The organism is Pseudomonas sp. D2002, assembly GCF_013385735.1.
Taxonomy (GTDB): domain Bacteria; phylum Pseudomonadota; class Gammaproteobacteria; order Pseudomonadales; family Pseudomonadaceae; genus Aquipseudomonas.
In genome coordinates, this window is the sequence record NZ_JACAPL010000020.1 from 140,804 (window position 1) to 155,122 (window position 14,319).

Annotated in this window: 13 protein-coding genes; 7 read left to right on the plus strand and 6 right to left on the minus strand. The window is 60.0% G+C overall.

Going from position 1 to position 14,319, the window contains the following annotated elements:
* Positions 1-61 precede the first annotated feature (61 nt).
* Both HX783_RS27355 and HX783_RS27360 read right to left on the minus strand, forming a co-directional pair.
* Positions 62-1,603, minus strand: coding sequence for an EAL domain-containing protein (locus HX783_RS27355; protein ID WP_177018946.1), 1,542 nt, complete (start codon positions 1,601-1,603; stop codon positions 62-64).
* Positions 1,604-1,723: 120 nt separating this feature from the next.
* The gene (locus tag HX783_RS27360) at positions 1,724-2,593 is read right to left on the minus strand and encodes a LysR family transcriptional regulator (RefSeq protein WP_177018947.1); all 870 of its coding nucleotides are present in this window, start codon (positions 2,591-2,593) and stop codon (positions 1,724-1,726) included.
* 75 nt (positions 2,594-2,668) lie between these two features.
* Here HX783_RS27360 and HX783_RS27365 point away from each other — a divergent pair, with 75 nt between their 5' ends.
* Together HX783_RS27365 and hppD are read left to right on the plus strand one after the other, a co-directional pair.
* Positions 2,669-3,592, plus strand: coding sequence for a DMT family transporter (locus tag HX783_RS27365; RefSeq protein ID WP_177018948.1), 924 nt, complete (start codon positions 2,669-2,671; stop codon positions 3,590-3,592).
* Positions 3,593-3,837: 245 nt separating this feature from the next.
* Positions 3,838-4,914, plus strand: a complete 1,077-nt coding sequence (gene hppD, locus HX783_RS27370) for a 4-hydroxyphenylpyruvate dioxygenase (protein ID WP_159956656.1) — start codon at positions 3,838-3,840, stop codon at positions 4,912-4,914.
* Positions 4,915-4,968: 54 nt separating this feature from the next.
* Here the strand turns inward: hppD and rarD are convergent, their stop codons facing one another.
* Complete coding sequence (rarD, locus tag HX783_RS27375; protein WP_159956654.1) at positions 4,969-5,850, minus strand: EamA family transporter RarD; 882 nt, start codon at positions 5,848-5,850, stop codon at positions 4,969-4,971.
* Positions 5,851-6,183: 333 nt separating this feature from the next.
* Here rarD and HX783_RS27380 point away from each other — a divergent pair, with 333 nt between their 5' ends.
* On the plus strand, positions 6,184-7,065 hold the full coding sequence (locus HX783_RS27380) for a dermonecrotic toxin domain-containing protein (protein WP_177018949.1): 882 nt from the start codon (positions 6,184-6,186) through the stop codon (positions 7,063-7,065).
* Positions 7,066-7,093: 28 nt separating this feature from the next.
* Positions 7,094-7,426 carry a hypothetical protein gene (locus HX783_RS27385; protein ID WP_177018950.1) on the plus strand — a complete coding sequence of 111 codons (333 nt, stop codon included), beginning with the start codon at positions 7,094-7,096 and terminating at the stop codon, positions 7,424-7,426.
* Positions 7,427-7,473: 47 nt separating this feature from the next.
* Here HX783_RS27385 and HX783_RS27390 read toward each other — a convergent pair whose 3' ends face one another.
* Together HX783_RS27390 and HX783_RS27395 are read right to left on the minus strand one after the other, a co-directional pair.
* Positions 7,474-8,481, minus strand: a complete 1,008-nt coding sequence (locus HX783_RS27390) for an aldo/keto reductase (protein ID WP_177018951.1) — start codon at positions 8,479-8,481, stop codon at positions 7,474-7,476.
* Positions 8,482-8,562: 81 nt separating this feature from the next.
* Positions 8,563-9,465, minus strand: coding sequence for a LysR family transcriptional regulator (locus HX783_RS27395; protein WP_159956648.1), 903 nt, complete (start codon positions 9,463-9,465; stop codon positions 8,563-8,565).
* 101 nt (positions 9,466-9,566) lie between these two features.
* Between HX783_RS27395 and HX783_RS27400 the strand changes: the two genes are divergently transcribed.
* Positions 9,567-10,271: an SDR family oxidoreductase gene (locus HX783_RS27400; RefSeq protein ID WP_177018952.1), complete on the plus strand. Its 705-nt coding sequence runs from the start codon at positions 9,567-9,569 to the stop codon at positions 10,269-10,271.
* Between the two features lie 68 nt (positions 10,272-10,339).
* Here the strand turns inward: HX783_RS27400 and HX783_RS27405 are convergent, their stop codons facing one another.
* Entirely contained in the window at positions 10,340-11,650 is a 1,311-nt protein-coding gene (locus tag HX783_RS27405; RefSeq protein WP_177018953.1) for an MFS transporter, read from the minus strand.
* Between the two features lie 161 nt (positions 11,651-11,811).
* Here HX783_RS27405 and HX783_RS27410 point away from each other — a divergent pair, with 161 nt between their 5' ends.
* Both HX783_RS27410 and HX783_RS27415 read left to right on the plus strand, forming a co-directional pair.
* A complete protein-coding gene (locus tag HX783_RS27410) occupies positions 11,812-12,918 on the plus strand; it encodes a sugar diacid recognition domain-containing protein (protein ID WP_177018954.1) in 1,107 nt (368 codons plus the stop codon).
* Between the two features lie 91 nt (positions 12,919-13,009).
* Positions 13,010-14,149 (plus strand): glycerate kinase, encoded by a 1,140-nt coding sequence (locus tag HX783_RS27415; protein ID WP_177018955.1) that lies wholly within the window; start codon positions 13,010-13,012, stop codon positions 14,147-14,149.
* Positions 14,150-14,319: the final 170 nt, after the last annotated feature.

The following is a 14,319-nucleotide window of genomic DNA, read 5'->3' on the forward strand; positions in this document are numbered from 1 at the left end:
GGGAGTAAATCACGTCTGTTGACTAAATAAGATAATTTCATCAAGCGCGGTGTATGGCTATTCAATGGCTGGTCAGCGACTTAATGAACTCTTCACAGGGTAATGGCCGACCAAACAGGTAACCCTGCAGGAAATCCACACCGTGTGCTGCAAGATAGTCACGCTGCTCGGCTGTTTCCACGCCTTCGGCAACGATGCCCAAATCCAGCTTGCCGGACAGTTCAATGATACTGTCGAGAATATGCCGCGAGAGGGCGTCCGCACCTATCATGGCCACGAAGCTTTGATCGATCTTCAAGTAGTCGACATTAAAGTTGCGCAAGTAACCCAAGCTGGAATGGCCGGTGCCAAAGTCATCAATCGCAATCATCACGCCCAGTTGATGCAGGGCATCGAACAGGCGACGGGTGATATCGGTTGGCTTGATCAGTTCGCGTTCGGTCAACTCCAGTACCAGCGTGACCTGGCCAGGCGTGAAGGCGGCGAGAAATGCCCGGCAGTCCTCCACCAGGTCCAGATCCAGGCAGTGGCGTGCGGTGATATTCACGCCAATATGAAAGCCCGGACTGAAACGCCCGGCATGCGGGGCAAGTTGTTCAGCCGTCTGGCGCAGCAATGCGCGGGTCATCGGCACGATCAAGCCGGAATGCTCCGCCAGCGGGATAAACAAGTCAGGGCGCACCAAGCCTTCCTTCGGATGTTGCCAGCGCATCAGCACTTCGCAACCCGCCCATTCATGCGTATCACCGCGCACTACGGGCTGGAAATACGGGATGAACTCGTTGGCGCCCAAGGCGCGCTGCAACTCATGGGTGGGTGCAGAGGAGCGTTTTTGCAGCCAGTGCGCAAGCACGCCGGCCAGCACCCCAAAGAACACCAGCAGGCTGAACAGCGCCGGGTAGCGTGCTTCCATATAACGCCACACTTCGCCGGACGGCATGCCCGCCTCGACGCTGTAGTGATAGCGCTCTGAAGCCAAATGCTGGTGGGCCACGGCGAAGGCCGGCACTGCGGTGTTGTGCACCTTGCCGTCGGCGTCCAGCCAGTTAGGCCCCACTTGCAGCACCAGGTCTGTGTAGCGGCTGATCAGGCGCAGTGCGTTGGTCAGGTGGTAGCCATCAATCGAGGCAAAGGCCGCCTTGTCACCGTCAACCAAGCGGTACACCAGCAGCGCCGTATCCGGCGTCACCGGGTTGCCGTTCATTAACCACAGTTTGCCATCGACATAATCGTCCGGGTTGACCGGCGACTGGTAATTGCCGCCGAACAGGGAGCTGCAATAGATGTTCTTCTGCCAGGACAACGTGGTGGCCCGCACAAAGGGCCGCCGCGTGACTTGTTCGCGTAGCGCCAGTTGCGCACCGTTGTCGCAAGGTTGGCCAGCCAGCGGCAGCAACGCCTGGGCGGCGAGCTCGGTGTTGCTGAGCATCAAGTCAAACTGGCGCACCGCTTCGCGGGCGGTTTGCGCAGTACTTTGTTGCAGCGTACGTTCGGCCTGCCAATACAGGATGACGACGCCCAACGCGATCGGCAGCAGGCCGCTGAGCGCTGTGATTACATAGCGGGTGGCGCGTTTTCGCGGGCCGTTGACGGTCAGGGGCATGAAGGGAACGGCCTGTCGCAGAGTGGGAAAAGCGCCGACGGCGCTGATCAGATTAGTCGAATGATAGATGGCGCAGGCCAAATAAGCTCGCCGTACCTGGCCGTTCCGCCAGGGGCAGCGCTAGAAATCAAGGCCTTGCGCCAGATGAATAAACGCGAGCGTCGCCGGCGTCGACTGGCGTTGGTCCAGCACCGCCAGGCCGATGTCACGGCTGACGCGTGGCGTCAGCGGCCGCACGTGGTAACGCGTGTCCGGCGTCTCGGGCAATGATGCCTGCGCCACCACACTCACGCCGTCGCCGCGGCTGACTGCCTCCAGGGTACTGAGCAGTTGCGAGCAGCGGTAACGTACATTCGGCGTTAGCCGCGCAGCCGTGAACAACCGCGAGACCAGCTCCTGGGAACCCGCGTCGGTGAGAATGAACGGATCGTCGCACAGCGCCTTCAATTCCACGCAAGGCTGCACGGCCAGCGGATGCGCTGCGGGCAGCAGGGCGACCATCTGGTCCTGGAACAGCGCAAACGTATCGAAACGCTCCTGTTCCAGCACCACAAAGCCGACGTCGATACGGCGCTCATCCAGCCACTGGATCACTTGGCGGTCCGGGCCTTCATCCACATGCACTTCAATGCCTGGATGCTCACGCCTGAACCGCTCAAGAATGCGCGGCAACAGGCGATTGGATGAAGTGGGGCCAAACGAACCGATGCGCAGCGTGCCGCGCTTCATGCCCCGGGCATCCGAGGCTTCCTGTTGCAGGGTGTCGGCCACGCCGAGCAGCGTGCGGGCGCGCATCAGCAGTTGCCGGCCGATGTCACTGAGTTCGACGTGAGACTGATGGCGTCGAAACAGTTCGACACCCAGTTCCTGTTCAAGGGCTTTGATCGCATGGGAAACGGCCGACTGGCCGATACCCAGTCGGTGCGCGGCGAGGGTGAAACTGTGCAGCTCGGCTACACGCGAGAAGATTTCCAGTTGCGTGAGTGTCATGAGTATTTACTCATTTTACGATGATCAGACATTAGTCGCAGGATAACCCAACCCTGACACGCAAAGAGCACCACCATGACGTTTTCGCCTGACCGCCTGACTTACCTCAAACTTGCCGCTGTCACCATGATCTGGGGCGCGACCTTTGTGGCTGGCCGCTACCTGGCCGCTGACGTTGACCCGCTGCTGGCTGCAACCTTGCGTTTTGTGCTGGCAAGCGCAGCGCTGCTGGGGTTCATGGCCCTTGTGCGCGTGCGCCTGGCGCGGCCCAGCGGCACCCAGTTAATGCAGTTGGCGATGCTGGGATTTTTCGGGATTTATTTCTACAACCTGTGTTTCTTTTACGGCCTGCAATACATCAACGCGTCGCGAGCGTCCTTGATCGTCGCACTCAACCCGGCGGTGATCGGCCTGGCTGCGTGGCTTCTGCACAAGGAGCGCCTGGGCGCGGCCAAATCCCTGGGCATCGCCTTTTGCCTGGGTGGAGCGGGTGTGGTCATTGTCAGCCGCAACCCGCACCTGTTGCAGGGCGCCGACAATGCCTGGCGCGGCGACCTGTTGATTTTCGGCTGCGTGGTGGGGTGGGGCGTGTACTCGTTGTTTTCCCGTGGCCTCAACAAAAGTCTGGGGCCACTGCAAACCGTGACCTGGTCCATCCTGCTGGGCACGGCGATGTTGGCGCTCACCGCGTTGGTCGGCGGCAAGCTGACATTGTCAGCCCTGAGCGCCATCCATCTGCCGCAACTGCTCAGCCTGCTCTACCTGGGCATACTCGGCTCCGCGCTGGCCTACATCGCCTGGTATGACGGAATCCGCCGGATCGGCGCGACCCGCGCCGGTGTGTTCATTGCGCTTAACCCGCTGACAGCCGTCATCTGCGGCGCCGTGCTGTTGGGGGAGCAATTGACCGCGCCGATGCTGCTGGGTGGGGCAGTCATCCTGCTGGGAATCTATCTGTGCAACAAACCCCTTGCACCGGCCCGGCCATTGGGGATTTGATAAGAGTGCGGACAAACCCTGTTACGCTGTGTAGAATCGATTTACGCATACAAGAATATGGACTTGCGCTCACGCAAGCCTCGGCCGTCAGAGACTGATGTAACCATGAAGCTACTCGGCTCCCCCCTCATCTTTGGTGACTTCCTCGCCCGCAGCGTGCGAGGCCTCTCCTGCGCGCCACCCGCCGACCTCATCCTTGCTCGCAAATAACTATTTGTTAACTACAAGAATGATGAGGTGCCTCCATGGCAGACCAATACGAAAACCCAATGGGCCTGATGGGCTTTGAATTCATCGAATTCGCATCGCCAACCCCGGGCACCCTTGAGCCGATCTTCGAGATCATGGGCTTCACCAAAGTCGCGACCCACCGTTCCAAGAACGTGCACCTGTATCGCCAGGGCGAGATCAACCTGATCCTCAACAATGAGCCTGACAGCCTCGCCTCGTACTTCGCCGCCGAACATGGCCCGTCGGTGTGCGGCATGGCGTTCCGCGTCAAAGACTCGCAACAGGCTTATAACCGCGCTCTGGAACTCGGCGCCCAGCCGATCCATATCCAAACCGGCCCGATGGAACTCAATCTGCCGGCGATCAAGGGCATCGGCGGCGCGCCGCTGTACCTGATCGACCGTTTCGGCGAAGGCAGCTCGATCTACGACATCGACTTCGTGTTCCTCGAAGGCGTGGACCGCAACCCGGTGGGTGCCGGCCTCAAGGTCATCGACCACCTGACTCACAACGTTTATCGCGGGCGCATGGTCTACTGGGCCAACTTCTACGAGAAGTTGTTCAACTTCCGTGAAGCGCGCTACTTCGACATCAAGGGCGAATACACCGGCCTGACCTCCAAGGCCATGAGCGCGCCGGACGGCATGATCCGCATCCCGCTGAACGAAGAATCGTCCAAGGGCGCCGGCCAGATCGAAGAGTTCCTGATGCAGTTCAACGGCGAGGGCATCCAGCACGTGGCATTCCTCACCGACGACCTGGTCAAGACCTGGGACGCGCTGAAGAAGATCGGCATGCGCTTCATGACCCCGCCGCCAGACACCTACTACGAAATGCTCGAAGGCCGCCTGCCGAACCACGGCGAGCCGGTGGACCAACTGCAAGCACGCGGCATTCTGCTCGACGGTTCGTCGATTGCCGGCGACAAGCGCCTGCTGCTGCAGATCTTCTCGGAAACCCTGATGGGCCCGGTGTTCTTCGAATTCATCCAGCGCAAAGGCGATGATGGCTTCGGCGAGGGCAACTTCAAGGCGCTGTTCGAGTCGATCGAACGTGACCAGGTGCGTCGCGGTGTTTTGACCGCCGACTAAGGGTAAAAAAGCCCGGCCGAGTTAACCTCGGCCGGGCTTTTTATTGGCTGCGAATCACGCTTTGCGCTGGCGCACCAAGTGCTTGAAGCCTTCGTACACCAGCACCATCACCGCCAGCCAGATCGGGATATAGGTCAGCCACTGGCCGCCCTTGATGCCTTCACCCAATATCAACGCCACCGCCAGCAGCAGCACCGGCTCCACATAGCTGAGCAGCCCGAACAGGCTGAAGGGCAGCAAGCGGCTGGCAACGATATAGCTCACCAGTGCCGAGGCACTGATGACGCCCAGCATCGGAATCAACGCATACAGCTTCGGGTGAATATCCATCACGGCAAAGCCCTGTTCGCCGTGCTGCACAAACCACCAGGCCACCGGCAGCATCAATGCCATGTCCAGCCACAGGCCGCCCAAGTGGTCGGTGGTCAGGTATTTGCGCACCACGAAGTAGATCGGGTAGCCGATGATCACCACCAGCGTCGCCCAGGAAAAACCACCGGCCTGATACAGCTCGTTCAGCACGCCGAGGGCGGCAAAAAACACCGCGATCTGCTGCAGGCGCGACAAGCGTTCGCCGTACACCAAGCGCCCGGTCAGCACCATGGTCAGCGGCAACAGAAAATAGCCCACCGACACATCCAGGCTGCGCCCATTCAGCGGTGCCCACATAAACAGCCAGAGCTGCACACCGAGCAAGGCCGACGACAGCAGCACGCCGCCGATCAGTCGCGGTTTACTCGCCAGCATGCGCAGCAGCTCCCAGACCCGCCGCCATTCGCCGCTGACGATCATGAACACGGTCATGCACGGCACGGTCAGCAACATGCGCCAACCGAAAATTTCCAGGCCACTCAATGGCGTGAGCAGCGACGTGAAGTAATACATCACGGCAAACAACACCGAGGCCAATACCGATAACACAACACCTTTAGACACACTGTCCTCGCGAAAGCCGTTGACTCATAAGAAGGGGAAGTTAGGCGGGGAATATAGGGTTCGCGACATTCTTTGTCACGCTGATTAAGTCATTTCAATGGAACAGTTTCCCACGCCGACGTCACATAAGGATGACGACGCTTGCTCATATGCCCTGCGTTGTTTAGACGCAAAGTTCTGCATGACTGATAAGTATCACGTGCGAGCTTCAACTAACGAGCGAGCAGATTTAACACCGATTAATGGACGGCATCGCCGTGTGGTAACGGCCCTCACGCAATGGGCAGTCCACCCCTATTTGCTGACTCAGACAAAAGACAAGAGGATAACTCAATGCGAACTCAACTAGACAATCTTGCCTCGCAGACTGCACTGATACCTGCCGGTGAACCTCATGCGCTCAACACGTCCAACGATAGTTCTACGCCATCCCCCGAAACTGTCCCTGCCTGGAAAACATCGAGCACCTACAAGACCTTCTCCAAGGCATTGAGGCGAGATTCCGCGCATCACGCCTTGAGTCCACAAGGCAAAGAATTGATTCGTCCGCTTGTTTATCCGGACGCGTCACACGACACCAAAGTACAAACGCAGTATTTTGGCGTCGGCGATGTGCGAGCCAACGATATATTTATGATCAGGCGTGAACCTGTGGTTCCTGGGAAAACTAATTTTGTACTTTATATACCGGAGAAACATACCGACTCCCTCCGCGAGTTTAAAACCACACAGGAGGTGCAACAGTATTTGAAGGAGCTCGCACAGGATCCTGTTGCACTGGAGGCATTTCTCAAACATTTCGACAGTGATCCCAATTCCGATACCGTCAAAAAAGTGAAGCAATTAATGCTGGCGTGGGCGTCCTCCCCGGACGATAGCGTGCCCGAAGGAACATTGGGAGAGGCGGGCAACATTCTAGGCAATGTGTTCGAGCAACTGCACCGGTTCAGTCAAGAACCGAAAACGCCAATTGATGTCAACGGCCTTTCAGACTTAAAGCGCATTGGGGTCAGTCATCTGGGGTTTGCCATTTACTCCGGCGTACGCCCTGATGGTGAGGTGGTTACCTATAAATACGATGCCAGCGGCAGCCTCACGGGGTTGGGTAATAAAGGTAATTTGTATTATTTGAAAGATGCATTGACCAGTAACAAGCCCATTGTCTTATTGCAATCCGAGAACAGTTTGGGGGGGGCGCATCAGCGGTGCCTATGATTTGTTAGTCAACGGGTTCGGGGATTTTTTGAAGAACCCGTTTTTCTGGACATCGGAGTTTCTCGAATTACTCGGGGTCAGCCGAGAGACCGCAGCGTCTGTTGAGGTGACGCTGGATAATCCAGTGACCGCGTTACTGAAGTTCCTGAATAAGCATAACGATATCGGCAAGCAGCTCGGAAAGTCCAAGGCTGAAATGGATGAATGGCTTGCAACGGCTGGCGATTATATCCAAGGGCTCGTGCCTAAATACGGCTGGGGCAGGGTGCTTGGTGAGGCGGCAGGCGATGCGATAAAAAATAGGCAGCCAACCGATAGGACCGTAAAAGAGCTCGAAGACCTATTCCAAGACCGACTGTAAGCACAGGGCGAGCAAGCCCGCCCATACTGAAAAATTGGGCGGGTTTTTTACCGAGTCACACGGCCCGACACAAAATGGCTCACATCATTAAACCCTGGCGTAGACGAATGCCCTGGCGTCACCAGTGAATCAATAAACGCTTCATCTTGCGCCGTGATTGTCACATCCAACGCCCCGGTATACGCATCCCACTGCGCCTCGGTACGCGGCCCGACAATCGCCGAGCTCACCGCCGCATTATTCAGCACCCAGGCAATCGCAAACTCGACAATGCCCACGCCACGCCCTTGGGTGTACTGCTGAATCTGCTGGGCGATGCGCAGCGATTCCACCCGCCATTCGGTTTCCAGAATGCGTTTGTCCTGGCGCGCCGCGCGGCTGCCGGCTTCAGGTGTCACGTCGGGAGCGTATTTGCCGCTGAGTACACCACGGGCCAGCGGGCTGTAGGGCACCACGCCCAAACCGTAGGCGGCTGCGGCGGTGATCTGCTCGACCTCGGCCTGGCGATTGACGATGTTGTACAGCGGCTGGCTGATGATCGGCCGGTCCACGCCCAGACGCTCGGCCACGCGAATTACTTCGGCGATGCGCCAGCCGCGGTAGTTGGACAGCCCCCAATAGCGAATCTTGCCCTGGCGGATCAGGTCGCCGATGGCCGACACGGTTACTTCCAACGGCGTGTCGTGGTCTTCCCGGTGCAGGTAGTAGATGTCCAGGTAGTCCGTGTCCAGGCGTGTGAGGCTGGCCTCCACGGCATTGAAAATGCGCTTGCGGCTCAAGCCGCTGCGGTTGGGCAAACCGTCCGCCGGGCCGATGCCGACCTTGGAGGCCAGCACCCAATCCGAACGGTGGCGGGCGATGGCTTCGCCGACGATTTCCTCGGAGCGCCCGCCGGTGTAGACGTCGGCGGTGTCGATAAAATTGATGCCCTGGTCCCAGGCCTTGTCGATGATGCGCAGCGAGTCCTCGGTGTTGGTCTGCTCGCCAAACATCATGGTGCCCAGGGTCAGTGCACTGACCTTCAACCCGGACTGGCCCAATGTGCGGTAAATCATGCAAAGCTCCTCATGGCAGGGAAACGTGCCCCATGCAATACCAGACTCGATGGCTCTGGAACAAGCCCTGTGCGCGTTTCTTCATGCACTCAGCAAGGCCTCACAGCGCGCCTGTAAAAATCGGTGCAGCACTTTCACCCGCTCCGACACTTGCAGGCGGTGCGGGCACATCAGGTTGAACGGTGTGGGTTCGCCTTGCCAGTCGGGCAACAGCGGCACCAGGCGCCCGGCGCGAATATCGCTGGCAATGTCCAGGTTGGCTTTATAGGCAATGCCATGACCGGCCAAGGCCCAGCGCCGCACAATTTCACCGTCGTCGCTCAGGTAATCGCCGCTCACCTCGACCTCCTGCAACACGGCGCCCTGGCGAAAATACCAGGTGTTGTTGGCTTGCCCTCGGCGCATGTAGCGCAGCGTACTGTGCTGCGCTAAATCCGCCGGCGTGCGCGGTGTGCCGTGACGCGCCAGGTAGTCGGGGCTCGCACAGGGAATGCGATGGTGGCCGGGTACCACCGGCAGCGCCACCAGGCTTGAATCCCGTGGCACACCAAAGCGCAGGGCGATGTCGACGGTGTCGCGGAACAAATCGGCATTGCTGTCGTTGAGCAATAACTGCAGGCGGATGTTCGGGTGTTCGAGCTTGAATTCATCCAGCCAGCCCAGCAGCACATTGCGGCCAAAATCCGAAGGCGCCGCCAACTGCAATAAACCGCTGAGGCTCTGGCCCTGTTGCTTGATCGCCTGCTCGCCTTCCGCCAAGGCCTCCAGGGCGACCCGCACGCTGTCCAGGTAGCGCCGACCTTCCTCGGTCAGGCGCATGCTGCGCGTGGAGCGGGCAAGCAGGCGGATGCCCAGCCGGGTTTCCAGGCGCTTGAGCGCAATACTCGCCGCCGCCGGCGTCAGGTTGAGGCTGCGCGCCGCCGCCGACAGGCTTCCCGTATCAGCGGTGCGTACGAACACTTCCAGGTCCAGGGTTGAGCTCATTTGTAAAAATCCTTTAAAGATCTTGTCGTTTTACCGGGATTTTTCCGTGATTGCCAAGCTGGGAAGATGAAAACTCACTTTCTCAGTCAGGTATTAACCCCATGGCATCTTCTCTCAGCGGTAAAACCATCATCGTGATTGGCGGCAGCAGCGGTATCGGCGCCGCCGTGGCCAAGGCCGCCGTGGCACGTGGCGCACAGGTGGTGCTGGCCGGGCGCCGGTTGACCTCCAGTGTCGACAACGGTGTGCGCAGCGAGCCGGTCGACGTCACTGACAGCGCGTCCTTGCAGCGCTTGTTCGAGACGGTCGGGCGCTTTGACCATCTGGTCTATACCTCGGGGCCGTCGGTGCGCGCCAAACCCTTGATCGAGACCGACCTGGCCGAAGCCCAGGACAATTTCAATGTGAAGCTGTGGGGCTCGTTGCGCGCGATTCAACTGGCGCTACCTTTTCTCGACGCACACGGCAGCATCAGCCTGACCTCGGGCCAACTGGGCCGCAAATTGGCGCCAGGCCAGTTCATCAAGACCGGCATCAACGCCGCGACCGAGGCGCTCGGCAAACAGTTGGCGAAAGAACTGGCACCGCGCCGGGTCAATGTGATCAGCCCAGGGGTGATTGATACGCCAGCCTATGCCGGGTTGGGGGAGGAGCAGCGCGTGGCGATGTTCGCCAAGGCCGGTGGAGCGCTGCCGGTGGGGCGAGTAGGGCAGGCTGAAGAAGTGGCGGCGGGGTATGTGCTGGCCATGGAAAATGGCTTTATGACCGGCGCCGTCATCGACATCGACGGCGGCGGTCCTTTGTAAACACAGGACAAAAATGTGGGAGCTGGCTTGCCTGCTCCCACATTGTCCTCATTGCAGCTGAGAAAAGGTTATGCCTTCAACGTCCGCGTCATACGCAGCGCCAACACACTACCCGCCACAATCACCGCCGCCAGCAAGTACAACGCCACATCCGTCGACCCGGTGGCATCCTTCACAAACCCGACGATGTAAGGGCTGAGGAAGCCGGCCATCTGGCCCATGGAGTTGATCAGCGCCAGGCCGCCTGCCGCTGCGCCCGCACTGAGCATGGCGGTCGGCACCGGCCAGAACATCGGCAGGCCGGTGAGGGCGCCCATGGTGGCGATGGTCAGGCCGAGAATTGCGATTGCCGGCGTCGTGGCGAAATTCACGGCAATCACCAAGCCGATAGCGCCCATCAACATCGGCACCACCAAGTGCCAGCGTCGTTCCTTGCGCAAGTCGGCAGAGCGGCCCACCAGCAACATGAACACAGCGGCCAGCAAGTACGGAATCGCGCTGAGCCAGCCAATCACCAGGTTATCGCTGAAGCCCAGGCTCTTGATGATCGACGGCAGCCAGAAGTTGATGGCGTAGACGCCGCTCTGGATGCAGAAGTAGATCAGGCCGAACGCCCAGATCGCCGGGTTTTTGAACACTTCGCCCAACGAGTCCGTGGTGGTTTTCGGCTTGTTCGCCAAGTCCGTCGCCTGGTCGGCTTCCAGCACCGCGCGTTCATGGGGCGTGAGCCACTTGGCATTGGCAAAACTGTCGCTGAGCAGGAAGTAGGCGAGGGCGCCGAGGATTACGGTGGGAATGCCTTGCAGCAGGAACATCCACTGCCAGCCCGCCAGGCCACCTTGGCCAGCGGCGAAGTGGTTGAGAATCCAGCCGGAAAACGGGCTGCCGAGCAAACCGGATACCGGGATCGCGGACATGAACAGCGCCATGATTCGCCCACGGCGAAAGGTCGGGAACCACTGCGAGAGGTACAGCACCACGCCCGGAAAGAAGCCAGCTTCGGCGGCGCCGGTCAGCAAGCGCAAGCCATAGAAATGCGTCGGTGTCGTCACGAACAGCAAGCACGTCGAGAGCGTGCCCCACACGATCATCATCAGCGCAATCCAGCGCCGTGGGCCGAATTTGGTCAACGCCAGGTTGCTCGGCACGCCACACAGCACGTAGCCGATAAAGAAAATCCCGGCACCCAGGCCGTATACGGTTTCACTGAATTTCAAGGCATCGAGCATCTGCAACTTGGCAAAGCCAACGTTTACCCGGTCAAGGTAGTTGAACAGGTAGCAGATGAAAATGAAGGGGATCAGGCGCAGGGTAATGCGCTTGTAGATGGCGTTTTTATCGTCATCGGTGGCCAGTGTGGCAGCGGCGCTCTGTGACATGGCAGTCTCTCTTTATTATGATTTTTCGCGATGCGAAGGTAACGTTGATCGCCCAATGAGTCTCGGCCACCTGGCGGGCTGCTGTCTTTGTGCTCGCGCACAGTCAAGCAGGCTTTGCGCTGTGCCGATGACCAAGTCGCTTTTTTCAGGAATTTAGCCCCATGTTCGAGCTGGATCATGACCTGGCGCAGGATATCGTCAATCGCACCATGGCGATCTTGCCCTATAACGTCAATGTCATGGACAGCCAGGGCCTGATACTCGGCAGCGGCGAACCGGAGCGAATCAATACCCGGCATGAGGGCGCGCAACTGGTGCTGGCCAACGGCCGGGTGGTGGAAATCGACGGCCAGACCGCCAAGCACCTCAAAGGCGTGCAGCCCGGCATCAACCTGCCCTTGATGCACGACCAACGCTTGATCGGCGTACTCGGCATCACCGGCGAACCTGAATTGTTGCGCACCTATGCCGAACTGGTGCGCATGACCGCCGAGATGCTGGTCAGTCATCGCCATCAGCAGGCCGAGCAACAATGGCGGCGCCAGCGTTGCGATGACTTGCTGGCCTTGTTGCTGGCTGAAAGTGGCGACTCGCCGCGCCTGGTCGATGAGGCCCAGCAACTGGGGCTCAAGCCGCAGATGGCGCGCACGCCGTATCTGTTTGAACTGGGCGTGGGCCAATCGGCGGAGGCATTAAGTGCCTGGCTGACCAGCCGTTACCCGGACAGTTGGTGCGTCAGCTCCGCACAGTTTTCGCTGTTGTGGTGCCGGCCGGCGACGGTGCAGGTGGACAACCCACGGCTGCTGGAAAAACTCCAAAGCCTGGGTTGGAACGTGCTGCGCGTTGCCGTGGGCGGGCAGGCCGAGGGTTTGGCCGGTTTACGCCGTTGCTACCGACGGGTCGGCGATTTGTTGGCCTATGGTCGGGATATTTTGCCGCAGTCACGGCTGTTGACCCTCAACCGCTATCGCCTGCCGGTGATGCTCTGGCGCCATCGCAACGACGATGCGCTGGATGAGTTGCTCAACCCGCTGCGCAAAGTACTGGCCAAGGACACCAACGGCCAACTCCTGGCCACTTTGCGCAGTTGGTGCGAGCACGACGGCCAAAGCCAGGCCTGCGCAGACGCGTTGGGCATCCACCGCAACAGCCTGCGCTATCGCATGGAGCGCATTGCCGAGCTCAGCGGTGTCGACCCGCTGACCCTGGATGGCATGCTCGCCCTGTACCTCGGCGTACAGCTGCTGCCCCAGGCTTTGTCGGAATGAACAACAAACCTCACCCACACTTGTGCATCGGACCGGCGTTATTGCCGCGGCCAACTGGCAGCATGGGCGTTATAAAAACCGGAGAAAGCCCATGAAAATCATCATCGCCCCCGACTCGTTCAAGGACAGCCTGAGTGCCGAAGGCGTCGCCCAGGCGATTGCCGACGGGTTGGCCCAGGTGTGGCCGGACGCGCAATTGGTCCAGTGCCCGATGGCGGATGGCGGTGAAGGGACGGTGGATGCGGTACTCGCTGCGTGCAATGGCGAACTGCGCCGCCAAACCGTGCAAAGCCCCTTGGGCGGCTTCGTCGAGGCGCGCTGGGGGTGGTTGGCCGACAGCCACACCGCGCTGATCGAAATGGCCGAGGCCAGTGGTTTGCAATTGGTGCCGCCGGGGCAGCGCGATGCTTGCTCCAGCAGCACCTACGGCACCGGCGAACTAATTCGCGCCGCCCTGGATGCGGGCGCGCAGCGCATCATCCTGGCCATTGGCGGCAGCGCCACCAATGACGGTGGCGCAGGTGCGATGCAGGCGCTTGGGGTGCAATTGTTTGATGCCCAAGACCACGTACTCGCACCCGGCGGCCTGGCCTTGGCACGCCTGGCGCGCATCAGCCTGGAGCACCTGGACCCGCGCCTGGCCCAGGTACGTTTTGAAATCGCCGCCGACGTGAACAACCCGTTGTGCGGCCCGCACGGGGCCTCGGCGATCTTCGGCCCGCAAAAAGGCGCCAACCCGCAGCAGGTCGAACAGCTGGACGCGGCGCTCGGGCACTTTGCCGATCACTGCGCCAAGGTGTTGCCCAAAGACGTACGCGACGAACCCGGAAGCGGTGCAGCGGGTGGCTTGGGCTTTGCTGCCAAGGCCTTCCTCGGCGCGCAGTTTCGCGCGGGTGTAGAGGTGGTCGCTGAGCTGGTCGGGCTTGACGAGGCGGTGCAGGGCGCCGACTTGGTGATCACTGGCGAAGGGCGCTTCGACGCCCAGACGTTGCGCGGCAAAACCCCCTTTGGCGTGGCGCGCATTGCCCGGCAGCACGGTGTTCCCGTCATCGTGATCGCCGGCACTTTGGGCGACGGCTACGAGCACATGTACGCCCACGGCGTGAATGCGGCCTTTGCCTTGCCCTCGGGGCCTATGAGCCTGGAACAGGCCTGCAGCGAAGCGCCACGCCTATTGCGCGAACGCGCGGCGGATATTGCGCGGGTGTGGCGCACTGCTGTTGGGCGCTGATCTGCTTTTCTGTGGGATTTGGTTGCCTGCGATGGCGGCCTGACAGCCGACCAGGGGGCTGGATCAGACTGAGTACATATCCATTCCTGAGGTAACGGCGGCTTATGGTTCCGCTCTTACAGCGGGTCACTTTTTGAGGGACCAAAAAGGTAACCAAAAAGTCCTCGCCC

What these genes read in the sequence shown, in the direction of transcription:
- HX783_RS27355 (WP_177018946.1), bottom strand. Translation starts at nt 1,603, where the DNA reads ATGCCCCTGACCGTCAACGGCCCGCGAAAACGCGCCACCCGCTATGTA.
- HX783_RS27360 (WP_177018947.1), bottom strand. Translation starts at nt 2,593, where the DNA reads ATGACACTCACGCAACTGGAAATCTTCTCGCGTGTAGCCGAGCTGCAC.
- HX783_RS27365 (WP_177018948.1), top strand. Translation starts at nt 2,669, where the DNA reads ATGACGTTTTCGCCTGACCGCCTGACTTACCTCAAACTTGCCGCTGTC.
- hppD (WP_159956656.1), top strand. Translation starts at nt 3,838, where the DNA reads ATGGCAGACCAATACGAAAACCCAATGGGCCTGATGGGCTTTGAATTC.
- HX783_RS27380 (WP_177018949.1), top strand. Translation starts at nt 6,184, where the DNA reads ATGCGAACTCAACTAGACAATCTTGCCTCGCAGACTGCACTGATACCT.
- HX783_RS27390 (WP_177018951.1), bottom strand. Translation starts at nt 8,481, where the DNA reads ATGATTTACCGCACATTGGGCCAGTCCGGGTTGAAGGTCAGTGCACTG.
- HX783_RS27395 (WP_159956648.1), bottom strand. Translation starts at nt 9,465, where the DNA reads ATGAGCTCAACCCTGGACCTGGAAGTGTTCGTACGCACCGCTGATACG.
- HX783_RS27400 (WP_177018952.1), top strand. Translation starts at nt 9,567, where the DNA reads ATGGCATCTTCTCTCAGCGGTAAAACCATCATCGTGATTGGCGGCAGC.
- HX783_RS27405 (WP_177018953.1), bottom strand. Translation starts at nt 11,650, where the DNA reads ATGTCACAGAGCGCCGCTGCCACACTGGCCACCGATGACGATAAAAAC.
- HX783_RS27410 (WP_177018954.1), top strand. Translation starts at nt 11,812, where the DNA reads ATGTTCGAGCTGGATCATGACCTGGCGCAGGATATCGTCAATCGCACC.
- HX783_RS27415 (WP_177018955.1), top strand. Translation starts at nt 13,010, where the DNA reads ATGAAAATCATCATCGCCCCCGACTCGTTCAAGGACAGCCTGAGTGCC.